This window comes from Gilvirhabdus luticola (assembly GCF_040117515.1).
In the GTDB taxonomy this organism is placed as follows: domain Bacteria; phylum Bacteroidota; class Bacteroidia; order Flavobacteriales; family Flavobacteriaceae; genus Gilvirhabdus; species Gilvirhabdus luticola.
The window spans coordinates 1-24,979 of sequence record NZ_JBEEEN010000002.1; the positions used below are offsets into that span (position 1 = coordinate 1).

A 24,979-nucleotide genomic window follows, 5' to 3' on the forward strand; every position below is an offset into this window, starting at 1 on the left:
CTTTGCTTCTTCCATTTTTTTCATTTGAAAATCAGAGATTTTCCAATTCCCTATTTGGCAATCGCTTTGCTTCTTCCATTTTTTTCATTTGAAAATCAGAGATTTTCCAATTCCCTATTTGGCAATCGCTTTGCTTCTTCCCAAAAAATATCCATTTCAGCAAGTGACATTTGTTTTAAAGATTTACTTTGCTCTTTTGCTTTAGACTCCAAATACTGAAACCTTTTAGAAAATTTTTTATTAGTACGTTCTAATGCATTTTCTGGATTAATTCCCAAAAACCTAGCATAATTGACCATCGAAAATAAAACATCGCCAAATTCATTCTCTATTGCGACTTGATTACCTAGTTTAACTTCAGCTTTAAACTCATTAAGCTCCTCTTCTACTTTTTTCCATACTTGGTCTGGTTTTTCCCAATCAAAACCAACTCCAGCAACTTTATCCTGAATTCTATAGGCTTTAACTAAAGCAGGTAAACTCTGTGGCACTCCTTCAAGTACACTTTTCTTACCTTCTTTAAGTTTTAGATTTTCCCAATTTCGCTTTACTTCAGCATCATCTTTTACATTTACATCTCCGTAAATATGAGGATGCCTCCTAATTAATTTTTCACAAATTCCATCGCAAACATCGGCAATATCAAAATGGCTTGTTTCGCTTCCTATTTTAGAATAAAAAACAATATGCAATAAGACATCGCCTAATTCTTTTTTAACTTCTTGCAAATCATTATCCAGAATAGCATCACCAAGTTCATAAACCTCTTCAATGGTTAAATGCCTGAGGCTCTCCATGGTTTGCTTTTTATCCCAAGGACATTGTTCCCGTAACTCATCCATAATAGTCAATAAACGGTCAAATGCCTTTAGCTGTTTTTCTCTAGAATTCATGATCTTCGTTTTTTGTAAAAATACAATTATTAAAAAGTAAAATAGAAAGGATATAAAACAAAAAAGTCCAGTTTTTTAACTGGACTTTTTAACATGCATTGTTTTTTATTAAGAAGCATTTTCTTTCTTAATTAAGTTCAGCGCAGAACCTTCTTTAAACCATTCTATTTGAGAATGGTTATAAGTATGATTCAACTTGATAATATCTTTATTCCCATCAGAATGAACAACTTCTAGAGTTAATTGTTTTCCTGGTGCAAATTCATTTAAATCTAAAAAGTTAAATGTATCATCTTCAAGAATCAAATCATAATCATTTTCGTTAGCGAATGTTAAACCTAACATGCCTTGCTTTTTCAAATTGGTTTCATGAATACGAGCAAAAGATTTTACAATTACTGCTGCAACTCCAAGATGTCTAGGCTCCATAGCTGCATGCTCACGAGATGAACCTTCACCATAATTATGGTCACCAACAACTATAGTCTTAATTCCTTCGGCTTTGTAAGCTCTTTGAACATCTGGAACACCACCATATTCACCAGTTAACTGATTTTTTACAAAGTTGGTTTTTTTGCCAAAAGCATTTACAGCACCTATTAGACAGTTATTGGAAATATTGTCTAAATGACCTCTGAAGCGTAACCATGGTCCGGCCATAGAAATATGATCTGTTGTACATTTTCCAAAGGCTTTAATCAATAATTTCGCGCCTTTTATTTCATTGCCAATAGGTTCAAAAGGTGTTAATAATTGAAGTCTTTCAGAAGTTGGACTTACCGACACCTGAACACCACTTCCATCTGAAACTGGTTCTACATAACCTGCATCTTCTACATCAAAGCCCAAAGGAGGTAGTTCAATACCTCTAGGTTCATCTAGTTTTACATAATCGCCATTTTCGTTAATCAGTGTGTCGTTCATTGGGTCAAAATCCAAACGTCCCGAAATTGCAATTGCAGCAACCATTTCTGGAGAACCTACAAAAGCATGTGTATTTGGATTCCCATCGGCACGTTTAGAAAAGTTTCTATTGAAAGAATGTACTATGGTATTTTTCTCGTCACCTTTTAAATCACTTCTATCCCATTGACCTATACACGGTCCACAGGCATTCGTAAATACAGTAGCATCAAGATCTTCAAATATTTTGAGAATTCCGTCACGCTCTGCTGTAAAACGAATTTGCTCCGAACCTGGATTTATACCAAAATCAGATTTTGCCTTTATTTTTTTATCCACAGCTTGTTTTGCAATTGAAGCTGCTCTAGTTAAATCTTCATAAGATGAATTTGTACAAGAGCCAATAAGTCCCCAATCTACTTTAATAGGCCAACCATTGGCTTTAGCTTTTTCACCAAGTTCACCTACCGGCGTTGCTAAATCTGGTGTAAAAGGACCGTTTAAATGTGGACGTAAAGTATCTAAATCTATCTCGATAAGTTGATCAAAATATTGTTCTGGATTTTCATAAACTTCTGGATCTGCGGTTAAATATTCTTTAACTTGATTTGCAGCATCTGCAACATCTGCTCTGTCTGTTGCACGTAGATAACGTTCCATAGAATTATCATAACCAAACGTCGATGTAGTTGCACCTATCTCTGCACCCATATTACAAATAGTTCCTTTTCCTGTGCATGATAAGTTTTTAGCACCTGGACCAAAGTATTCTAAAATACATCCAGTACCTCCTTTAACAGTTAAAATACCAGCAACTTTAAGAATGACATCTTTAGCAGATGTCCAACCGCTCAATTTTCCAGTTAGTTTAACTCCAATAAGTTTAGGGAACTTTAATTCCCAAGCCATTCCAGCCATCACATCTACCGCATCTGCTCCGCCAACTCCTATAGCAACCATGCCCAAGCCTCCAGCATTTACTGTATGTGAGTCAGTACCAATCATCATACCACCTGGAAATGCATAATTTTCTAAAACCACTTGATGAATAATTCCTGCTCCAGGTTTCCAGAAACCTATACCATATTTATTTGATACAGAGGCTAAAAAATCAAACACTTCACTACTAACATCATTAGCTCTTTTTAAATCTTGAGCTGCTCCTTGTTTAGCTTGAATTAAGTGATCACAATGCACTGTCGTTGGCACAGCTACTTTAGGCTTTCCAGCTTGCATGAACTGAAGTAATGCCATTTGCGCAGTAGCATCTTGGCAGGCAATTCTATCTGGCGCAAAATCCACATAATCTTTACCTCGAACAAATGCTTTAGTTGGGTTGCCATCCCATAGGTGCGAATACAAAATCTTTTCAGATAGTGTTAACGGTTTACCTACAACTTCACGTGCTTTATCAACACGTTTAGCAACATTAGCATAAACCTTTTTAATCATTTCTATATCAAATGCCATAGTATATTTATTGAGTTTATTGTCCTATTTAAAAGTCTAGCAAAAGTACAAATAATAGTATCTTTTTTAAAACTTACACAAAATAGATTAATATTATAAAATATAGCAATTTTAAATGCTATTTTATTGTCAAAAATTATATTTTCTCAATTTGAGATATCGCAAATTATAAATCTGTCAAAAAATCACGCTTAACATATTGTGTTTTATGCTATTTAAATATTTAATAAGCAAATAATTAAAATCTATATCATTCATTTTCAACAAAAAATTATTTGTTCAAATATCGTTTAATAAAAAATGGTTTATCCCTTAAATTCATCATTGGTCTCTCATAAATAGTATATAAGATATAAGACAATAGTACTACTATACACAGATATACCAAAATATAAATTAGAGTATCAAAAATTGCTAAATTTTCAGTAGGTATATAGATTTTAAGCAGTTGTAAAATTATAGAATAGTGTAATAGATACATAGAATATGATATTACACTCAAAAAAGTAATAGGTTTTAAGATTAGTTTTGGTGCTTTAGTTAACTGACTTAAAAAAGGAAGCAAAAACATAATTGCAATAGTATTAATTGGTAGGTAAAATAAATTCCAAAATATATTATGAGACTCAATAAAAATTTGCCTAGCAGATATAAAGACATTCAAACTCAAAATAATTGCAATACCCAAAATTACCGACTTATATTTTATACTTTTCCAAAACTTTGGTTTGACCAATGAAATATAAGCTGCTAAAACACCGTAATAAATAGCATCTATCCTATATAAAACCACAGCTTTTAAATTAAGATTCCAATAATTCATAGTATTCATAGTATTGCCAATTGTATAGATGTATTTAGTGATCGTGAAAAATGAAATAATTATAATTGTTATGCCTAAAAACATTTTTGATCTTGAATATTTAGTTTTAACAAAAAGCCCTGAATACAACATCAAAGGACCAATGATGTACGCAAACTCTTCAATTGACAAACTCCATGATTCAGGAAAAAAATCAGGCATTTGCCAAGCAAAATTTTGAATAAAAAATGCATATTGCCAAAGATGTTCTGGAAATCCAATATTGAGGTAAATAGCAATAAAAATATTTATAGCAAGTACTAAATAATAATTAGGTAATGTTCTAAACCAACGACGAATCCAAAAATAAAATACTCTTGAAAAGTTAAATTTCTCTGATGTGTATAAATTGTATAAAATTCTTCCTATTAAAAACCCACTTAATACAAAAAACACTTCTACACCCAGAAATCCCGACAAACTCATCAAACTTGACAATAAGCCATCCATTTCTGGAACTATCCAATGAATATGTGATATAACAACCATAAAAATTGCCATAGCTCTCATTAAATCTAATCCAAAAATCCTGTTTGATACCCTCACTTTTTATATAACTGAATAGTTGTTGTTCCCCTTCCAGAAAATTGTTCTATATAAGACTGTAAACATGAATATACTCTGTCTTCTGGGTAACATAGCACTTTTACATTATTTACACTCCATTCGTTGACATTTAAATAATATTGTCCTTCATAAGTTCTCACTATTTTTTTTACACCATCAGGTAAGGTTTCAATAGCTTTTTCATTTTTAAAAATGATATTACAATAATCTGGTTTCCCAGAAAAATAACTAAACGCCAGAAAATGATCGTACAATCCCACGAAATTAAACGCTGGAAGAATTAAGGCATAAATCATAATCGATTTTAATTTTAAATTGATGTTTTTAAGATAAATTATCGTCCAATCCATACGATAACACAACCAAAAAAGAAATAGTACATTAATTACATTTAAAGGAAATACTGTAAAACCAATACCACTAACTAAAAATGTTATTAAAATCATTGAATGCATCAAAGCCAACATCCAGATGCCCAGTTTTCTCGTTTTATTGAACAGTAATGCTAACCCAAAACTAAATTCTAAAAAAGGGACCATCCAGGTAAATAGTTGTCTTAAAATTTGTGGGACAAAAGGAATCCTTTTTTCTAAACCTCCATACCACACTTCATAAAAAAAAGGATGTGCTTTGTGTAGACCACTCCAAATATAGGTTCCAGCCATTAGGATTAAAAATGCTGTTTTGAAGTGCTTAAAATCATTCCTAAAAAACCAATAGAGGAAAATAATGATAGCAATTTCAAAAAAAAAGGGTTGGATTCTTGTTTGGTCAAGCAAACATAAAAATACATAAGTGAGAAAAAAAAACAATCCTCCAAATCCTTTATCCTTTATTAAAAACCAGAGCAACGTAATTCCAAACACAATTAATAGAAATAGCTCCATCTGATAGTTTAAAATTTGTTCTGAAAAAATGAGAGGAACTCTTGGAAAAATTCTTTCAGACAGCCACACTGGAAACGTCCAAAAAAAAGGCAACAGAAAACTAATTACCAATAATAATCTAATAACAAAACGTTCTGTTCTTAGTGTTTTAAAAAACATTAATTTTACCTTATGAGAGCTAAAATAGTGAAATATTCAGTCTTGGTATGTCTAGTAGGATTTGTTATTTGCGGAATCTATTATTTAAACCTTTCAAACAGACATAAAGCTATAGTTAAAACGCAATTACTTCACAAACTTTCTATTATTGATAACTCTTGGGAAACTAACAAAACAGATACAATGATTTCTTTTACATCTCCAAGCCTTCTTGTAGATGGTATATATAAATCAATGGAAGGGCCAAAAGCCCAAGGTACATTTCAAATAGATTCAAACAAGGAAGATTTGGTTTGGCTAACTTCTTTCGAAACATTACCTATTAGCAGTAATGAAAAAGACACCCTGTCAACGGGCTTTATGTGTCATAGTAATATTGATTTTTTTGGAAACGATCATTTATTAAAATGGAATTTAAACAGTAGAATTGGAGAACAATACCCAAGATTAACGACAATGAGCAATGGTATTGAAAAATACAAATTACCTGAAGGTTTTGGTGTACCTATTTTTACAAACGAAAACCTGATATTAACTACACAAACATTAAATCACAATATTAAAAACGAAATTATAAATGTAAAGCACAGATTAAATATTGGCTACAAAAACCAAACCAACAAACTGAAGCCTTTAATGAGTAAAACTGTTTTTATAATGCTGCCTTATGATAGTCAAAACCCATTTAAAGGTCCAACCGAAAAAAACCCTTCTTTTTGTTTACCTGTAGAAACCAAGAATCATAGTTACTTAACCGAAAAAGGCGAAAGTCTATCAGGGCATTGGGTAATTTTTCCTGGGAAAGCAACTTTTAGTTATGACATAACGAATCAGTTGCATTTAAAAGATAGTACTACAATGCATTATATTGTTTCTCACTTACACCCTTTTGCAGAAGCATTATCATTTAGAGACAAGACATTAGATTCTACTTTGTTCACTTCCGTTATCAATAACTATAATGATAAAATCGGTTTACAAAAAGTTTCAGATTTTTCCAGCAGAAAAGGCATTATGCTCTATCCTAACCGTAAATATGAACTGGTTTTAAAAACCAATAATACAACCGCAATACAACAAGATATGATGGCAAGTATGTTTGTGTTTTTGTATGATAAGGAAATTGATGAGAAAATACAAGTAGATAAATTAATCAAAGATTAATGACTACAACAAATCTTTTATAATTTGTTCTTCTGAAATGCCTTCTGCATCAGCTTTATAATTCTTTATTATCCTGTGTCTTAAAATACTATCGGTAACGGCCTGAACATCTTCAATGTCTGGAGAAAATTTACCATGAATTGCTGCATGTGTTTTTGCTGCCAAAATTAAATTCTGTGAAGCCCTTGGCCCTGCACCCCAATCAATATAGTTCTTGACAAAATCTGTTGCAGATTCACCATTTGGTCTAGTCTTATTAACTAAATTTACTGCATATTCAATTACATTGTCAGCAACTGGAATTCTACGAACTAAATGTTGATAGCTTATGATTTCTTCAGCAGTAAACAATGGGTTAACAATTACTTCATCATCAGAAGTAGTGGATTTAACAACTTCTACTTCTTCTTTAAAACTTGGGTAATCTAAATTGATAGCAAACATAAACCGATCCAATTGTGCTTCTGGCAAAGGGTATGTTCCTTCCTGTTCAATTGGGTTTTGTGTAGCCAAAACAAAATAAGGCAAACTTAACTTATAATGATGCCCTGCAACTGTCACAGCCTTTTCTTGCATAGCCTCTAATAATGCTGATTGTGTTTTTGGAGGTGTTCTGTTAATTTCGTCTGCTAGAATAATATTTGCAAATATTGGACCTTTGATAAATTTAAAAGCTCTATTTTCATCCAAAATTTCACTTCCTAAAATATCACTAGGCATTAGATCTGGTGTGAATTGAATACGTTTAAAGTCTAGTCCCAATGCTTGGGCAATAGTATTGATCATTAATGTTTTTGCTAGTCCAGGCACCCCAATTAACAGCGAGTGACCACCTGAAAAAATCGAAATCAAGATTTGATTTACTACATCATCTTGCCCAATAATTACTTTGGCAACTTCTGCTTTTAGTTGTTTGTATTTTTTTACAAATTGCTCAATGGCTGCTACATCTGACATGCTATTCTTTTAACCAATTACTTGAAAAATCACAATTTTTATGCTCATCACTTATCTTAATATAAGTGTCCATGATTTTTTCATTTTGCCATTTTTCAATTTCTTTTAACCGTTTTTCGTTAAGCGCTAATTCTTTTATTTTTAGATAATCTCTTGCATAATCTGCTTCATGCTCATCAATTCTATCTGTAACTGTTAGAATTTTGAATTTGATTTTTCCTGTTCTATCTTGATCTGTAAGCACTAGACTAACTTCGTTATCTTTTAAGTTTTGAATTTGGCCATACAATTCAGGATCCATCTTGGTCAATTCAAAGTTATAATCTTGCGTTGCTGGATTTATAAGCTGACCACCATCATTCTTGGTTTCTTTTTCCTCACTAGATTCTCTGGCGGCATCTGCAAAAGATATATCTCCGTTTACAATGCGCTCCCTAATTTTAGTTAATTGTTCTTTAGCTTCATTTATAGCTTCATTGGAAACTTCGGGTATTCGTAAAATATGACTTACATCATATTCTTGTCCTCTAATCTTTTCTAAATAAATAATATGAAATCCAAACTCTGTTTCAAACGGTTCAGAAATTTCTCCTTCTTGTAATGAAAAAGCTACTTCTCTAAACTCTTTAACCATTCTTGGTTGTTTTCTGTTGAGTGTATATTTTCCTCCGCTTCTTATTGATGCTTTATCATCAGAGTACAGTACCACTTTAGACCTAAAGCTTGCTCCATTATCTTCAACATCGGCTTTAAACTCTTTTAACTGGTTTATAACTTTCTGCTTATCTTCTTCACTAACTTTTGGTTCAATAACTATTTGGGCAACTTTAAGTTCTGTACCAAACGTAGGTCTTTGATCTTCAGGTATTTTATTGAAAAATTGTCTTACTTCGTCTGGAGTAATTTCAATTTCATCAATAATCTTTGTTTGCATTTCACTTGAAAGCTTACCGCTTTTATTAATTTCGAACATTTCGTCCTTTAAGCTTTTTTCATCTTCTTTATTATATATTTTCAATAGTTCCTCCATAGAACCGTTGGTTTGTTGTAAAAAAGCCTGAATTTGCTGATCTACATAAGAACGGATTTCGGTATCTGAAACTACAATACTATCTTGAATAGCATGATGTGCATACAATTTATCTTCTAACAACTTACCAAACAATTGACAACGTGTAACGTCTGCCGTTGAAATTCCTTGAGCCTTTAATTGTTGCAGCGTTTGATCAATATCGGATTCCAAAATAATATAATCGCCCACTACGGCTGCAACCCCATCAACTTTAATCGGTTTGAATGAGTTTGTGGTGTCTGCAATTGCATTGGTAGTTTCAGAATTATTTGCGACTAAAGCTAAAGTATCTGCTTTTTTGTCTGTTTCATCTTCAATAACCTCTTGTGAAATTGAGGTATGGATTGTAGATAAAATTATACTTAACGTTAGTATATATTTTAGGCTAATTGTAAATTTCAAATTGTTTATTTTTAATAGCATCTTTTGTAATATCCTTTTCTAATTCTCGTATGAGCTCTAATTTTCTTTTATTAATAACGATTTGATCAATGGTCGGTTTTACATATTCTAATGGAGCTTCACTATTACGCAATAAAACATCATTAATTTGCATCAAATATACTCCTAATGAATCTTTGAGTTGTATAAAATTAGATTTTTTTAACAGTTGACTTTCATTTTCAATAGTAAGCGCAGGAATCTTGTCTATTACTTGTCTTACTTTTATCCAAATAGAATCGTTTAATGAGTACGATTTGAACTGAATTGAAATCGAATCTAATTCTTTTTTATCTTCTGCATTAAAACGTTTAAACTTTGATGTGATTTCGTCAAAATCTTGTCTGTTTTCACTGATATTTATGTATCTAAACTTGATGAGGTCTTCATTGAGTTTAAAGGCATCCGAATTTTGTTCATAGAAAATTTGGGCTTCTTCAATTGTAACAGTGGTATCAATACTTCTTTTGACCAAAGCTTCTAAATATGCTTTCGAAAACAGATCATTCTTGTATTGCTTTACAAGCTTGTTAAAGGTTCTTTGCTTTTCTTCGCTTAAGTTGACCAACGCGCCGTTGACCAGAAGTTGTTGAGTTGCCCAACGATTAATATAATTGGTAACCAATAAAGCACTATCTTCTTTTGTTGAGTTTTCTGGTATAATATTCTCAATGTCTTCTTTATATAAATAAATATCATTAACTCTTGCAATAGGTGTTTTATCTTCTTCCTTTTTAAAAAAATCACAGGAAAAAAATAAAACAAATAAAATAAGTACTATACTATTTTTGCTTTGCAATTCTATTAATTATTTATCTGATCTTTGACTTTGTTTAGAACGTCTTGGTTGACATTTACCTTATACTTGTTATGCAATTCTGAAAGCCATGTTTCTTCTTTGTATGCTTGATAATCGCTGATAATTTTTCCTTTAGAATCATCAAAAGATTTTAACTCTTTAGGCAAAACAGATTTGACTTTAACAATTACGAAACTATCATTATGTTTATATACTTCTGAAATTCCTTCTTTGAAAACAAGCCCTTCTGGAATTGATTGGTGTTTCCTTTCCATAATTCCAGTTGTGAAAATAACGCTAACCTTACCATTAATATTAAGAGTTTCTTTAATCTGGTCAGGTGTTTTGCCTTGTTTTAGCATTTCTAAAACTTTTTGGATGTCTTCCTCGTTTGCCGAAGATGCTACAATGGCATCTAATCTTTCATCGACAAAATAATTTTCTTTATTGCTTTCATAAAATGATTTCAAGCCAATAGAATCTGTTGTTGCAACATTCCAGATTCTGGTTTCCATCATGTCAAATAACAATAATCCATCACGATATTCTCCTACAATATTAGCAAAGTCTTCATTTTCATTCTCCAAATTATCTTCCTGAAACTGAATTAGATTTTGATTAAGAAAAATATTAAAGTTGTCAGAAATGATGTCTTTAAAAGACACGTTGGGCTTCATTCTGCGCTGGATTCTCAATAAAAAATTTCCAAACTCTGAATAAGGTACTGTCTTACTTTCAATTTTTACCAGAGTTTTGGATCCATCAAAATCGGAAGGTAAAGTCCAAGTTTTTTTATAATAATCATCATTTAGTATCGATTCAAAATAAGAAAGATCGTCCTGATTAACAGTAATTTGATATCTCTTCTTCAATTCGTCAACCAATGCATTATTAATTAACTTTGAGCGAGAATCACGTTTTACTTTTACTTCTAATTCTGGTTTAAGCTCTTCAAAAGACTCAACTTCTTTTTTATCAAAAAGCTTTATGATGTGCCATCCAAATTTAGTTTTGAAAGGAGCTGAAACGTCCCCTATATTTTTCAGATTAAATGCTTGATCCTCAAAAATTTCAGAGCTTAACTGTCCTCCTGAAAAAGGCTCCATTTTACCTCCTTTACTTGCTGAACTCTTATCATCAGAAAATTGTTTGGCTAAAGACTCAAAATCTTCTCCTTGAGACAGTTTTTTGTAAATATCTGCTATTCTTTCTTCAGGACTTCCTTGGAGAGAGTCTTTTTCAGTGGTACTTACCATAATATTTCCAACTGTAACTTCTCCTCGAGATTTACGTTTGTCATAGACCTGAACTATATGATATCCAAAATTAGTTCTAAAAGGCATTGATACTTCTCCTATATTGGTATTGTATGCTGCATTTTCAAAATCGTAAACCATTTTAAAACATGAAAAATAACCCAATCCTTCAGCAAAAATTCTTTTGCCATCATGAACATCGTTTTTCACATTTTCAAAGCCTTCATTAACTAATCTATCCCTTAATTTTAGAATTTCGTTATAAACTTCAAGAGTATCTTTTGGACTTGCATCTTCAGACAGTTTAATTAGTATATGACTTGCCTTAACCTCATTGATTGTTCTTTGATAAGCTTCAGCAATTAATTCATCTGTAACCTTATTGTCCGTTAAGTAATTTTTTGCTAGCTGCTTTTTATAATTGGAAAGCTCTCTTAAATATGATGCTTTCTTATCGAACTCTAGATCTTTGGCTTCTTTTAGTTTTAGTTTATAATTTATAAATAACTCTAAATAGGCATCTATATCTTTTTGGGATTCGTCTTGAACCAAATCTAAATTCTTATTATAAACTCTTACAAATTCTGTAGCAAAAACCTTGTCATCATCTACTGTAAAAAGAATGTCATCTTTTGAAACTTGAGCTATAGCTATAGATGACATGAATACGAATAAAAAAGTACAAATATGTTTTAATTTCATTTAATTAACCAGATTATAATTCATGCAAAAATAGGAATATTAACCTATAAAGCAAGCTGCAATATCAAACGATTTGATAGATGATTTAGTATTGACATTTAAGGTTTTAAAGAAACAAATTTTATGAAAATCTTTATAGTTTTTATAAGTAAACCTTTGATCTAACACCAAAATATCAACTTTCTTATGAAACTAAAGCGATTGATAACAATAATTTTTATGCTAATTAAGTTAATAAGACAGAAACATCTTATATGTCTAATTGTAAGAATCTCTGCATGTTAGTTTGCTTTATTATTTCGATAATAGGCATAAAATTCTGTAATAGTCAGGTAAATGATGGAGGCACTCATGAAAAATGGGAATATGTATTGGAAGATACTGGAGATATTTTACAACTTGCTTTACCAGCGGCTGCTGGGCTAACTACTATATTTAAAAAGGATTGGGAAGGAACAAAACAGTTTGCTTTTTCTTATGCTACAAGTTTTGTTGTAACTCAAGCATTAAAAAAGATTGTTAGAAAACCACGGCCTGAAGGTAGAAATCTATATGATGCATTTCCCTCTGGTCATACAACTTCAGCATTTACCGGAGCAGCCTTTATACAAAGACGCTATGGTTGGAAATATGGAAAATATGCTTATTTTCTAGCTTCTATTGTTGGTGTTAGTCGTATGGAAGGTCCTGACGGCTGGCACGATATCTGGGATGTTTTAGCTGGTGCAGGCATAGGAATTGGAAGCACATACCTTTTTACAAAACCCTATGAACAGAGCAAGTATAACATCTCATTATCTTATAATAAAAATCAAATATACTTTAGTTTCAACTATAGATTTTAACACAGCTCTTTTCTTTGTTTAAAACTAAATTTCCTTTATAAAAATCAAATAATATTTAGATGAATTTCTAAATTTAATAAATCTGCATACTTTTAGATTTCAAAATTTTGATTAAACCATTTATGAAAAAAATTGTTGCTGTACTCTTGCTTCTATTTATATATTCATTTTTAATTGCACAAGAGGATCAAAATACTTCAAAATTATCTTTTAACGGCGATTTTAGATTTAGAATTGAACAAGATTGGCATTCAAAAAAATCTGATGGAACTTATCGTGAAGACCGAACTCGTTTAAGATATAGATTAAGATTTGGGATTTCATACAGTTACAAAAATTGGGTATCTTTTGGTGCAAGGATAAGGACTGGTGACCCAAAAAAACAACAAGACCCTCAACTTACACTTGGAAGTGGTAATAAAGAATTTGGTGGTTTGCCAATAGCTCTAGAAAAGGCTTACGCTGAATTTTATCACAATTGGTTAACTGCCTGGATTGGGAAAAATACATATCCTTTTGAAAAACAAAACGAGCTCTTTTGGAGCGACAACGTATTTCCAGAAGGAGTTGCTATAAAAGCTAAATTTAATATTGAAACTTCTTTATTACAATCTATTTCAATTAATGCAGGACATTTTATTGTAATAACTAATGGCACATCGTTTCGCAAAGATAGTTACTTTCAAGGCTTACAAGCTGTAGGATCATTCTTAAATAATAAAATCATTTTTTACCCAAGCATTTATTATTTTAATAAAATGCCTGATATTCCCGATGGAAATGAAACCTATGCTATTAACTACTCCATCCTAAATTTAGGCACAAAGGCTCAAATATTAGATAAACCAAAAATTGTCACAGGCATTGATTACTATTTCAATTTAAGTGATTTGGAGAAAAACAGCTCTATACCTCAAGATTTCACTAATCAAAAAGAAGGCGTCATTGCTTCTTCTAGTTTAGGTAATTTAAATAAAAAAGGGGACTGGAAAGTTCTCGTTACATACACATATTTAGAAAAATATGCAGCTGTGGATTTTCTTGCTCAAAATGATTGGACGCGTTGGGATTATTCCTCTCAAGGCTCACCAGATGGTAGATTAACCAATTTTAAAGGGTTTGAATTTATGGCTGGTTATATGCTTGGCGAAAAAATGAACCTGAAATTAAGGTTTTTTGTAGTTAATCAACTTGTCCCGTTTGGAATAACCAAAGAATCTGGAAATAGAGTTCGGTTAGACTTTAATATAGCTTTATAATTTTACCTGGAATAATTAGGGGACTCTTTGGTAATAGTCACATTATGTGGATGGCTTTCATTAATCCCAGATGCGGTAATTTTCACAAATTGTCCAGATTCCTTTAATGTTGCAATATCCTTCGCTCCACAATAACCCATTCCTGCTCTTAAACCTCCAACAAATTGGTGAATACTTTCATACAACTCACCTTTGTACGGTACACGACCAACAATTCCTTCTGGCACTAATTTTTTGATGTCGTCTTCAACATCCTGAAAGTATCTATCCTTACTTCCTTGTGTCATGGCTTCAACAGAACCCATTCCACGATAGGATTTAAATTTTCTTCCTTCATAAATTATGGTTTCACCAGGAGATTCTTTTGTCCCAGCTAACAATGACCCTAACATCACACAGTCAGCTCCAGCAGCTATTGCTTTAGGGATATCACCTGTATAACGTATACCGCCATCGGCAATGACTGGTACTCCAGTTCCTTTAATAGCATTGGCAACTTCAAGCACCGCTGAAAATTGAGGGAAGCCAACACCAGCAACTACTCTAGTAGTACAAATTGATCCAGGACCAATTCCAACTTTTACAGCGTCTGCTCCTGCTTCAACCAAATATTTTGCTGCTGCTCCAGTTGCTATATTTCCAACTACTATTTCAAGAGAAGGAAATTTAGTTTTGATTTCTTTTAAAACCGAAACTACACCTTTTGAATGTCCATGGGCTGTATCTATAATTATGGCATCAATACTTGCATTTACTAATGCTTCAGCTCTTTTTATGGCATCTGGTGTAACACCAATCGCGGCTGCAACTCTTAATCTTCCATAAGTGTCTTTATTTCCAATTGGTTTTTGCGTAAGCTTTGTAATATCTCTAAAAGTAATTAGACCTACCAATTTAAAATCATCATTAACAACAGGTAATTTTTCAATTTTCTTTTCTTGAAGTATTCCTTCTGCATCTTTCAAAGATGTTCCAACAGCGGCTGTTACCAAATTTTCATTGGTCATCACCTCAACTATAGGTCGATCATTATTTTTTTCAAATCTTAAATCTCTGTTGGTTACAATACCTTTTAATATTCCCTTGTTGTCAACAATAGGAATTCCACCTATACTATGTTCCGCCATGTATTGTTTAGCATCTAAAACTTTAGCTGTTAAAGGAAGTGTTACAGGGTCTATTATCATACCGCTTTCGGCTCTTTTTACTTTTCTAACTTCCTGTGCCTGTTGTTCTATAGACATATTTTTGTGCAATACTCCAATGCCACCTTCGCGAGCGATGGCAATAGCCATTGCACTCTCTGTAACCGTATCCATAGCTGCCGAAGCTATTGGAATATTAATTGTAATATTCTTGGTGAATTTAGTTTGAATATTGACTTCGCGTGGTAAAACTTCTGAAAATGCCGGAACTAAAAGGACGTCATCGTATGTTAAGCCTTCTCCAACAATTTTATTTAGGTGTGATGTCATGTTGCAATTAAGATTTAATTGCGTGCAAATATACAACTTAAATCAGTAAATAAAGTATTATTTATAATGCTTCTTTTTCTCAAAAAGCTGAAAGAAAATTATAAGAATCGAAATTGAGTAAGACAGTACCATAAGCGAGCCAGAAAACATAACAATATATTTCATCCAGAGAATACCTTTCCAAAGTAGATAAATTCCTCCAAAAGTTAAAAGAACTGACACAAAAGGCTCAATCATCAAAAAAAGTTTTAAAGTTTTATTTAGTCGCGTAGTATAAACTATTATTGCTAATAAAAAGAATATGATTGCCATTGAAAGAACATGATTATGCACTAGTGTTAGCATTTCTTGATCGCTTTTCCTAAACTTCATAACTAAAGCATCCTCACTTTCTTCATTTCCTAAATATTGTTCTTCAATACCATTTGGGTTTACTGAAGACGTTTCTTCTACAAAAAGTAAACCTATATAAAAACCAATGCTTAATACTATTAAGAAAACACCTATTAAAAGCTTAATTTCTTTTGGAAATGATAGTATTAGCCCATTAGTATACATTTATATAATGTTTTTTTGATGAAGTATTTTAAGGGATTTCAGCAAGTTATTTATAGCTTTGGTCATTGATCTTACAGAAATTGTTGCTCCAGAAATTGCAACAATATTTTCTTCAAAAATAACTTCATCTGCTTTACTCTTTCCGTTAAACTGTTTGAGCCATCTCCTACTACCAATTTCACCTCCGTATTCTTCTCTATAAATTAGCACTTTTGTTTTAAGTACAAATAGCTCCTTGTCAAACAACACTAAATAATCAAACTCTGCAGTTTTGCTAGGTGCTTTAGAAATATAAGCATACCCTAATAATGAATCTTTTACTTTAATTTCAAATAAGTTTTGTTCTCCAAATGTCGAAGGTAAGTCTTTAGTAATTTCATCTGAAATAATCTTTTCTTCAAATGAAAACATTTCAACTTTAAATGTGGCACTAATCTCTTTATCTACTTTTTTCTGAATAATTTTTGGCAACCCAAATGACAAAAAGATAATTGCACTGGCCGATAAAATTAAATGTTTAAAATTCATTTTGCGAAGTTATTCAAATTTTTTGTTGTTATCAGTAAACAAAATACCAAAAACGAAAGTATAATTTTTGGACAATACTTTAGTTTTAATATTAACCCTTTTAAAGGAATTATAAATTTTACACTTTAGAACCAAACTCCAATTCCAAAGTTTAATCTGTCTTGTACATCTCCACCAGAAACGGCATTATCTCTAAACTGATAATCTCCTTTTAATACAACACCTGGTGCTATGTGATAACTAATGCCAGTAGTAATATCTGTTCTGTTATAAGCGTCATTTCTTATTAAATCTCCATCGGTATCTGCATGAGTATCGTATTTTTCATACCTTACAAAGGCAAATAAACGCTGCTTTTTATCCTGAGACAATAAGTTATAAGCCCCTTCTATATACCAACCTTGAAGCTGACTTCCTAAATCTCTGCCTGTTAATTCGTTATATGCTGCAGTATCGCTCAAACTAGTATGAACAAACTGTCCACGAGCCGCAAAACGTTGATATGCGTAACGAGCATCTAAGCCTATCATTGAAACACCTATGTTTGCGCCATCTATATCTTCAACATCATCTGTTGCTTGAGTCTTTCCAAAATATCCAGATAAGCCTAAACGTAATCCAGGAATTCCGTAATAATCTAATTTCGTTGACAATGTTGGACTATTTACGGTAGATTTAATTCCTTTTTGGCGTCCACCACGTAAACCACTAGATCCACCTAAAAAACCACTAACACCACCTTCACCATCTGCTGTTGTAGATTTAAATCCATTAAAGATATACGCTTGATAACCTAATGAAATATCATTAAATCTTCCCGTAACACCTACACCTATTTCTCGCCAAGTGGTTGGTATAATAACATTATCTACGGCAGGACGTTCTACTCCGTTAAAGGTTGTTGGTTCATGAAACTCGTTAACAATTCCCATCGGTACTAACATTAAACCTCCTCTTACGCTAAAATTAGGTGCAACAGCATAGTTCACAAAAGCCTGCTCTACAAAAACTTCTTCAACATGTTCTAGTTCTACTTCTGTTACAAATTGAGCTTTATCACTAAACTTATATCCAAACAATAATACCAACCTCTGTACATCAAGCTCACCATTAGACCCTTCAGGTTGATTGTAGGTAATTTCTCCATATGCTCCAACGGTCACTGCCTGGCCGTAATTACCAGATAAAAGACGTTGTGCAGCATTCAACTGTTGTTGAGGATTGAAGGTAATTGAATCTTGAACTGTTTGCGCCCAAAACATTGTTGGTATTAAAAATGCAATTGTATATAGTATTTTTTTCATTATTGTTGTTATTTAGACTTAATATAAATAGTTTACTATTTCATTGGCAAAAATAAAAATGAAAATGAAAATATCAAGACTTATTTAGAATTATTTTAAATAAAAAACTCAAGGCTTTGTTTATAAAATAGTTAACTAATGATATTGAGAAAAGATATAAGTCGCTTCATTGAAAGCACTTTCAAAACATAAGGCATTAAGATTGTTTAATTTCTTTGCAGTAAAATAAGATAATAGTTTTTCTGTAGGCATATTTCCTGTGAGTTCATCTTTTGCCATGGGGCAGCCTCCAAAACCTTGAATCGCTCCATCAAATCTAGAACATCCAGCCTTAAATGCTGCATCAACTTTTTCAAACCATGTCATTGGTGTTGTATGTAAATGTGCACCAAACTCAATATCTTGGTATTGTCGTATTAAATTGGAAAATAAATAATGAATATTTTCCGGATCTGAACTCCCAATAGTATCACTCAATGATAAAATCTTTACTCCCATGTTTGAGAGGTGTTCAGTCCAATTACCAACTATATCTACATTCCAAGGGTCTCCATAAGGATTGCCAAAACCCATAGAAATATAAACCACAACTTCTTTATTTGTTTTATTTGCTATTTCTAAAATTTCTTTAAGGGTAATTATAGATTGTGCAATTGTTTTATGTGTATTACGCATCTGAAAATTCTCTGAAATAGAAAATGGATAACCTAAATAATCTATTTGACTAAACTTGGAAGCATCACTAGCGCCTCGAGTATTAGCAACAATAGCAAGTAATTTACTTTTTGTAGTACTCAAATCCAAATGCTCTAAAACCTTTGCGGTATCTGCCATTTGCGGAATAGCTTTTGGCGAAACAAAACTTCCAAAATCTATAGTATCAAAACCAACACGAAGCAATGATTGTATATACTTTACCTTACTTTTGGTTGGAATAAAATCTTTAATACCTTGCATGGCATCTCTAGGACATTCTATGATTTTTATTTCAGAAGACATTCAAAAATTGATATCCTCAAAATTACCACTATTTTTCTGAAAGTAATATCTGTTTGTATCGACATATTTTAACATCAATCCCATTGTTATGAAAAAAAATGTCCTTTTACTTTTTTTAGGTATCAACTTATTAAATTTTCAATTCTTAAACGGTCAAAGTATTGCTACTTACGACATCACATTCACAAGTGTTTGGAATTCTAGTGACCATGGTACTTTGCCAAATAATCCTCACTGGTCTAATTTAGTTGGAGCAACACATAATAATTCAGTTACTTTTTTTGAACTTAATCAGATGGCTTCTTTAGGAATAAAGGATGTTGCAGAAGAAGGTATTAATACTGAATTTATGAATGAAGTAAATACAGCAATCTCAAATTCTTATGCAGACCAATGGTTGCAACAAAGTTTTTCAAGTGGCGCTTTGGGTTCCGCTACATTATCAGATGTTAAAGTGAGTGAAGATTTTCCGTTGTTGACCCTGGTGTCAATGATAGCGCCAAGTCCAGATTGGTTTATTGGATTAAATGGTTATTCGCTTTTAGATATGAGTAATGAATGGAAGACTTCAATTTCTATGGATATGTTCCCAACAGATGCTGGAACAGACAGTGGTGTAAATTATGAATCTCCTAATGAAGTTACCACACCCCAAGGAGATATAATTAGTCTTCAAGGTGTAAGTCCTTTTAATAGTAATAAAATTGGTACACTTACGATCACTTTGGTTTCGGTTTTAAATACAAAAGAATTTGAAAAACTTAATAAGATAGGCATTTCACCAAACCCGAGTCATGGTCTTATTGTGATTAGTAGCATTCAGGAAATGGATTTAGAAACTATTGAAGTGTACAATATTCTTGGAAAAATGGTGAATCGAAAAAAGATAGACAATAATACAGATTCAATACATCTAAATTTAGAATCTCAAATCTCCGGATTGTATCTATTGAAATTTATAACAGTTTCAGGAGAAAGCACCACTAAAAAATTAGTGATTAAGTAAGGCTTTATTTATCTCCTTAATTAATTTAGGACCTTCATAAATAAAACCTGTATAAACCTGAACTAAATCTGCGCCCGCTTTTATTTTTTCTAATGCATCAAACGCAGAATGAATACCTCCTACTCCAATTATTGGAAACGCTTTATTACTTTTATCCGCCAAAAATTTAATGACTTCAGTTGAACGTTTATTTAGTGGCTTTCCACTCAAACCTCCTGTTTCAGATTTATTGTTGCTTGTTAAACTTTCTCTAGAAATCGTTGTATTCGTGGCAATTACTCCATCTATCTTTGTTGTTTCAATAATATCTATAATATCAATTAATTGCTCGTTGGTTAGGTCTGGAGCTATTTTTAAGAGTAAAGGCTTTGGATTTGACCTCTTGAGGTTTTCCATTTTTAAAATGTTTAAAAGTCGTGTCAGAGGTTCTTTATCTTGTAATTCACGGAGATTAGGAGTATTTGGCGAACTTACATTAACCACAAAATAATCTACATAATCAAATAAGGCTTCGAAGCAAATTAAATAATCATCAACAGCATTTTCATTTGGGGTGAGCTTATTTTTTCCAATATTACCACCTATCAAAACACCTTTTGCCTTAAGCGCAGTCGGATGATTATTTTTTTTGAGCCTCTCTACAGCCTCAAAAACTCCGCCATTGTTAAAACCCATCCTATTTATAATTGCCGAATCAGCTTTTAGTCTAAATAACCTTTTCTTTGGATTACCCGATTGTGGTTTAGGAGTTAATGTGCCTATTTCTATAAAACCAAAACCAAAATTTGAAAGCTCATTGAATAGTTTGGCATCTTTATCAAATCCGGCTGCTAAACCAACTGGGTTTTTAAATGTCAATCCAAATAACTGTTTTTCTAATCGCTTATCCTCAACAAAATACATACTTCTTATAAATGAAGATAATAATGGGGTCTTATTCAGAAATCGAATAAGTTTAAATGTAAAATGATGTACTTTTTCAGGATCAAACCAAAATAAGATAGGGCGAATTAAAATTTTGTACATGCTCAAGTATTGAGTTGCAAAAATACAATTCTTATCATTTATTATTTGGCACAATGAAGTAAAATATTACTTGTTGCTGTGCCTAATATATTTTTCTATTACAACAGCTGTAATAATAACCAAATAAAACTGTCCAATCATAGCAAAAAATATGGAAGCCTTTTGTGAAAAAATATTGACTGGTGTAATATCTCCATATCCAATAGTCATTAAAGAAATGTAACTGTAGTATAATAAGGCATCTACTTTCTCTACCCTAATTCCATTATAGTCTATACCACTAAATGATCCTGGAATAATTAATTCGATACAGAAATAAGTAAAAAAACTTAAAAGCCCTAAAGCAATATAACCACTCATTAGGCCATAAATAACGCTTTTATTTACGCGTTCCGCGTTCCAGACTTGGCGAATAATTTCTAATGTTGTAAGGACATAAAAAATAAAGTATGCAATGAACCTTAAATAATTTAAAGATGCATTCTCCAATCGTGTAACCAATTTATAACCTAACACCAAAAGTACTATGAGAAATAATCCAAAAGTTATCCAAGATTGCCTTCTCTTTTCTATAAAGAATAATAAACCGGCTATAATATTAATTAAAAATAATATAGGTAAAATAGTATCTGCAAATAACGCTTTTGGAAAAAAAAGAGAACCAAATAATATGCTGACTATACTGAAAAAAAACAACTCGAAACGGTATGTGTGAAGTTTGTTTATCATACAACTAATCTTCCATTAAGGCATCATCAAACTTGTAATCTAAATAGCTTACCTTAAATAATATACTATAAAATGAAGGTATAAATAACAAAGTAATTATAGTCCCAAACAATAACCCAACCATAATACTCACAGCCATACCTTCCCACATTTCTCCACCACTTAAATATAATGGGATTAAACCAAGTACTGTGGTAAAAGTTGCTAATAAAATAGGTCTGAAGCGCTGCAAACAGGCTGCAATAATAGCATCTTGAATTGGACGTTTAATTTCGCTTTCTTCAATTTGAATTCTATCTATCAAAACTATCGCATTATTAATTACAATTCCAGCTAATGAGATAACACCTAAAAAGGGCATAAAACCAAATGGTTCTTGAAAAATTAATAATCCAATCACTACACCTATAATTCCCAATGGAATAGTAGAAGCCACCATAATAGTCTTTCTAACTGAATTGAACTGAATAATCAGTAAAAGAATAATAATAAATCCTGAAAGCGGAAGATATCCAATAACGGCTCCCATATTTTCTGCTGTATTTTCGGCATCACCACCAAACTTGTAGGTGTATTCTTCAGGCCACATCTTAATTTGTTCAGCCATCCAAGGGTTTAACTCTTTCATAATGGCTGAAGCATTTCCGCCTTCTTTTAACTCACTGGAGACTATAATGGTTCGATCTATATCTAATCGTTTAATTTTGGCATATTGCCATTCCGGTATAATGCTAGCTACCTGCAATAAAGGGACACTTTTACCAGTATTTTGCGCATAAATATTTAAGGTTTCAATAGATGCTAACGTCTGTTGTTGACTCACATCACTACGCATAATTATTGGTATAGACTTATCGTCTTCTCTGTATTCTCCTGTCTTAAATCCATCAAGTACTGTTTGTAAAGATGTTGCAATATCTTGATTGGATACTCCAGCTAATTGTGCTTTATTTTGGTCTATAGAAACTACAAACTTTTTACTTTTTGGTCCCCAATCGTCTTTTACATTTTTAGTTCCTGAAATTTGAGCAAGTTTTTGCTTAACCTGTTCAGAAAGTTCTGCTAAAACATCTGGATTATCACCAGAAATTTTTACTTCAATCGGTGTTCCACCACCACCAGAACCTAAAAGACTTACTTTGACATCTGCATTTGGGAAATTATTGAAACAAAACGCATCAAGTTTACCAACAATCATATTATTATAAATCGCATCAGACACATTTACTAACATATGGGCATAACTTGCATCAGGTTCATCGGGCGTATATCCTAGATCATAAGATTCAGGACCTTTTCCAACATAGGATGACCAATCGGTTATTCCATTTTCTCTGCTCATTGTCACCAATAATGAATCTCTCATAAAATCTTCAATCTCCTCAACTAAATTCTGTGTGGTTTCAATTCTAGTTCCTTGTGTTAAATTAATATCAACTGTTACCATATTCCTATCACTATCAGGAAAAAATATAAAAGCAATTTTTGTGAAACCAAATAAAGAAAGAATGAATAAAGCAACTATTCCGAGTAACACTAATTTTTTATAAGCAAGTGCTTTTAGAATTAAATCTTTATACAAATGCTTAAGTTTAAGAATAGCTTTATCAATAAAACTTGGCTTTTGTTCTGCTTTTGGTTTTACTTTTAAGAACAAATAACAGAGTAACGTAATTACTGTTAGCGCAATAATCCATGAAGAAAGCAATGCTAAAGAAATGACAACAAAAATAGGTCCTACAATATCGCCCATCGTGGATTCTGCTAAATAAAATGCTAAAAATGCCGCCGAGGTTGTTAGCGTAGAGATTAATAAAGGAGTAAATAATTCACCACAAGCTTGAATAGCGGCATCTTTTGCTTTAATACCGTTTTCCATTTTAACCATGATGGTTTCGGCTACAACAATAGCGTTGTCTACCATCATACCTAAAGCCATAATAAGTGCAGCTAATGTTACCTGATTAAGACCCATACCAATTACACCCATTAGCATAAGTGTCATTATAGTTACCATTGGTATAAGGCTAGCAATGATGCCTCCTGTGCGTAATCCTAAAAAGATTAACATGACAACCAAAACAATTGAAATAGACTGAATAAGATTAATAATAAAGTCGCTAATTTTTACATCAATATAGGTGTCCAAAGACGCTAATCTTTCTAATTCAAGACCAACAGGTAACTTCTTTTTCCATTTGTCGATTACTAAATCTATATCTTTTCCGAGCTGAATTACATTTGCACCTTCTTTTAAACTGACATGCATAGAAATGGCATCTTGACCATTGACTTTTACAATCTGTGTTGGTGGATCTATATATCCTTTTACTATGGTAGTTATATCTCCTAAATAAACCATTTGGGAGCCATCTCCAACCGGTACTAAAGTGTTTGAAATATCTTCAACAGAATTAAAGTTTCCCGTTGGTTCTAAAATAATTCGCTCGTCTTCTAAATTGACTTGTCCTCCAGAACTTAAAATATTAGTTGCGCTAATCGCGCTTTGTAACTTCGAAGCCGAAAGTCCATATTCTTTTAATCTAGCGTTATCAAATTCTACAAATACACGCTCATCTTGAACGCCACCTAGTTCAACCTTTGCAGCAAACTCAAGCTTTATTAAATCGTCTTTAATATCATCAACATATTCTTTAGATTCTGCATAAGAAAACCCATCTGAAATTAATCCTACCGCTATACCAAAAACTTCGCCAATGCCATCATCGTCTAAATTTGGACTAACACCAGAAGGTAAGCCTTGAATAGATTCTAATTTTCTTCGTAATCTATCCCAAACAGCTTGTAGTTTTTCTGGTTTAACTTCATCTTTCAATTCAACAGTTACTACAGACAAACCTGCTCTTGACGTACTTGATACTTCTTTAAGTTCTGGTAATTCTTGAGTTACTTTCTCAACTTTATCTGTTACTAAAAGTTCTACACGTTCTGGACTTGCTCCTGGAAAAGAAGATACTATGGTAGCAACTCTTACAGTATATGGTGGCATACTATCTCTAGATAAAGATTGGTACATAACCATACCCATTAATAGAATTGTTGCCAGTACAGTAAGCGTTATTCTATTTCTCTCTATTGAAAACTTGGCTAAATTCAT

Annotated in this window: 20 protein-coding genes; 4 read left to right on the forward strand and 16 right to left on the reverse strand. The window is 32.2% G+C overall.

The annotated features are described in order from the left end of the window. Nucleotides 1–95 precede the first annotated feature (95 nt). The 4 genes from mazG to AAFP94_RS04485 form a co-directional block, all read right to left on the reverse strand. Nucleotides 96–893 carry a nucleoside triphosphate pyrophosphohydrolase gene (gene mazG, locus AAFP94_RS04470; RefSeq protein WP_316661278.1) on the reverse strand — a complete coding sequence of 266 codons (798 nt, stop codon included), beginning with the start codon at nucleotides 891–893 and terminating at the stop codon, nucleotides 96–98. Between the two features lie 108 nt (nucleotides 894–1,001). Next, nucleotides 1,002–3,266: an aconitate hydratase gene (locus tag AAFP94_RS04475; protein ID WP_316661279.1), complete on the reverse strand. Its 2,265-nt coding sequence runs from the start codon at nucleotides 3,264–3,266 to the stop codon at nucleotides 1,002–1,004. A 271-nt stretch (nucleotides 3,267–3,537) separates the two neighbouring features. Next, a complete protein-coding gene (locus tag AAFP94_RS04480; protein WP_316661280.1) occupies nucleotides 3,538–4,674 on the reverse strand; it encodes an acyltransferase family protein in 1,137 nt (378 codons plus the stop codon). Further along, nucleotides 4,671–5,582 carry a MauE/DoxX family redox-associated membrane protein gene (locus tag AAFP94_RS04485; protein WP_316661281.1) on the reverse strand — a complete coding sequence of 304 codons (912 nt, stop codon included), beginning with the start codon at nucleotides 5,580–5,582 and terminating at the stop codon, nucleotides 4,671–4,673. The genes AAFP94_RS04480 and AAFP94_RS04485 overlap by 4 nt, the downstream gene beginning before the upstream one ends. 171 nt (nucleotides 5,583–5,753) lie before the next feature. Between AAFP94_RS04485 and AAFP94_RS04490 the strand changes: the two genes are divergently transcribed. Further along, on the forward strand, nucleotides 5,754–6,905 hold the full coding sequence (locus tag AAFP94_RS04490; protein ID WP_316661282.1) for a hypothetical protein: 1,152 nt from the start codon (nucleotides 5,754–5,756) through the stop codon (nucleotides 6,903–6,905). Nucleotides 6,906–6,908: 3 nt separating this feature from the next. On the opposite strand, the gene AAFP94_RS04495 is transcribed toward AAFP94_RS04490, so the two are convergent. Genes AAFP94_RS04495 through AAFP94_RS04510 form a run of 4 tightly spaced genes read right to left on the reverse strand, consistent with a single transcriptional unit; the run spans nucleotide 6,909 to nucleotide 12,093 of the window. After that, entirely contained in the window at nucleotides 6,909–7,862 is a 954-nt protein-coding gene (locus AAFP94_RS04495) for an AAA family ATPase (protein WP_316661283.1), read from the reverse strand. A 1-nt stretch (nucleotide 7,863) separates the two neighbouring features. Further along, nucleotides 7,864–9,357 carry a peptidylprolyl isomerase gene (locus AAFP94_RS04500; protein WP_316661284.1) on the reverse strand — a complete coding sequence of 498 codons (1,494 nt, stop codon included), beginning with the start codon at nucleotides 9,355–9,357 and terminating at the stop codon, nucleotides 7,864–7,866. Further along, a complete protein-coding gene (locus tag AAFP94_RS04505; RefSeq protein WP_316661285.1) occupies nucleotides 9,320–10,174 on the reverse strand; it encodes a peptidyl-prolyl cis-trans isomerase in 855 nt (284 codons plus the stop codon). Before AAFP94_RS04505 ends, AAFP94_RS04500 begins: the two co-directional genes overlap by 38 nt. Before the next feature lie 5 nt (nucleotides 10,175–10,179). Continuing rightward, complete coding sequence (locus tag AAFP94_RS04510; RefSeq protein WP_316661286.1) at nucleotides 10,180–12,093, reverse strand: peptidylprolyl isomerase; 1,914 nt, start codon at nucleotides 12,091–12,093, stop codon at nucleotides 10,180–10,182. A gap of 317 nt (nucleotides 12,094–12,410) precedes the next feature. Here AAFP94_RS04510 and AAFP94_RS04515 point away from each other — a divergent pair, with 317 nt between their 5' ends. Together AAFP94_RS04515 and AAFP94_RS04520 are read left to right on the forward strand one after the other, a co-directional pair. Further along, the gene (locus tag AAFP94_RS04515) at nucleotides 12,411–12,977 is read left to right on the forward strand and encodes a phosphatase PAP2 family protein (protein ID WP_316661287.1); all 567 of its coding nucleotides are present in this window, start codon (nucleotides 12,411–12,413) and stop codon (nucleotides 12,975–12,977) included. 122 nt (nucleotides 12,978–13,099) lie between these two features. Continuing rightward, nucleotides 13,100–14,236 carry a putative porin gene (locus AAFP94_RS04520; RefSeq protein ID WP_316661288.1) on the forward strand — a complete coding sequence of 379 codons (1,137 nt, stop codon included), beginning with the start codon at nucleotides 13,100–13,102 and terminating at the stop codon, nucleotides 14,234–14,236. Between the two features lie 2 nt (nucleotides 14,237–14,238). Here AAFP94_RS04520 and guaB read toward each other — a convergent pair whose 3' ends face one another. From guaB to AAFP94_RS04545, 5 genes are all read right to left on the reverse strand, one after another. Further along, entirely contained in the window at nucleotides 14,239–15,711 is a 1,473-nt protein-coding gene (gene guaB, locus AAFP94_RS04525) for an IMP dehydrogenase (RefSeq protein ID WP_316661289.1), read from the reverse strand. A gap of 57 nt (nucleotides 15,712–15,768) precedes the next feature. Beyond that, nucleotides 15,769–16,269 (reverse strand): hypothetical protein, encoded by a 501-nt coding sequence (locus tag AAFP94_RS04530; RefSeq protein ID WP_316661290.1) that lies wholly within the window; start codon nucleotides 16,267–16,269, stop codon nucleotides 15,769–15,771. Continuing rightward, nucleotides 16,270–16,797, reverse strand: a complete 528-nt coding sequence (locus AAFP94_RS04535; protein WP_316661291.1) for an FMN-binding protein — start codon at nucleotides 16,795–16,797, stop codon at nucleotides 16,270–16,272. Between the two features lie 125 nt (nucleotides 16,798–16,922). Then, nucleotides 16,923–18,101, reverse strand: a complete 1,179-nt coding sequence (locus AAFP94_RS04540; protein WP_316661292.1) for a hypothetical protein — start codon at nucleotides 18,099–18,101, stop codon at nucleotides 16,923–16,925. 135 nt (nucleotides 18,102–18,236) lie between these two features. Next, a complete protein-coding gene (locus AAFP94_RS04545) occupies nucleotides 18,237–19,100 on the reverse strand; it encodes a hydroxymethylglutaryl-CoA lyase (protein WP_316661293.1) in 864 nt (287 codons plus the stop codon). An 88-nt stretch (nucleotides 19,101–19,188) separates the two neighbouring features. On the opposite strand from AAFP94_RS04545, the gene AAFP94_RS04550 reads away from it, so the two are divergent. Next, complete coding sequence (locus AAFP94_RS04550) at nucleotides 19,189–20,106, forward strand: spondin domain-containing protein (protein WP_316661294.1); 918 nt, start codon at nucleotides 19,189–19,191, stop codon at nucleotides 20,104–20,106. Here the strand turns inward: AAFP94_RS04550 and AAFP94_RS04555 are convergent. The 3 genes from AAFP94_RS04555 to AAFP94_RS04565 form a co-directional block, all read right to left on the reverse strand. Further along, nucleotides 20,092–21,132 (reverse strand): quinone-dependent dihydroorotate dehydrogenase, encoded by a 1,041-nt coding sequence (locus tag AAFP94_RS04555; protein WP_316661295.1) that lies wholly within the window; start codon nucleotides 21,130–21,132, stop codon nucleotides 20,092–20,094. The two genes, AAFP94_RS04550 and AAFP94_RS04555, sit on opposite strands and share 15 nt — an antisense overlap. Before the next feature lie 66 nt (nucleotides 21,133–21,198). Next, nucleotides 21,199–21,861: an ion channel gene (locus tag AAFP94_RS04560; protein WP_316661296.1), complete on the reverse strand. Its 663-nt coding sequence runs from the start codon at nucleotides 21,859–21,861 to the stop codon at nucleotides 21,199–21,201. A gap of 4 nt (nucleotides 21,862–21,865) precedes the next feature. Continuing rightward, the gene (locus AAFP94_RS04565) at nucleotides 21,866–24,979 is read right to left on the reverse strand and encodes an efflux RND transporter permease subunit (protein WP_316661297.1); all 3,114 of its coding nucleotides are present in this window, start codon (nucleotides 24,977–24,979) and stop codon (nucleotides 21,866–21,868) included.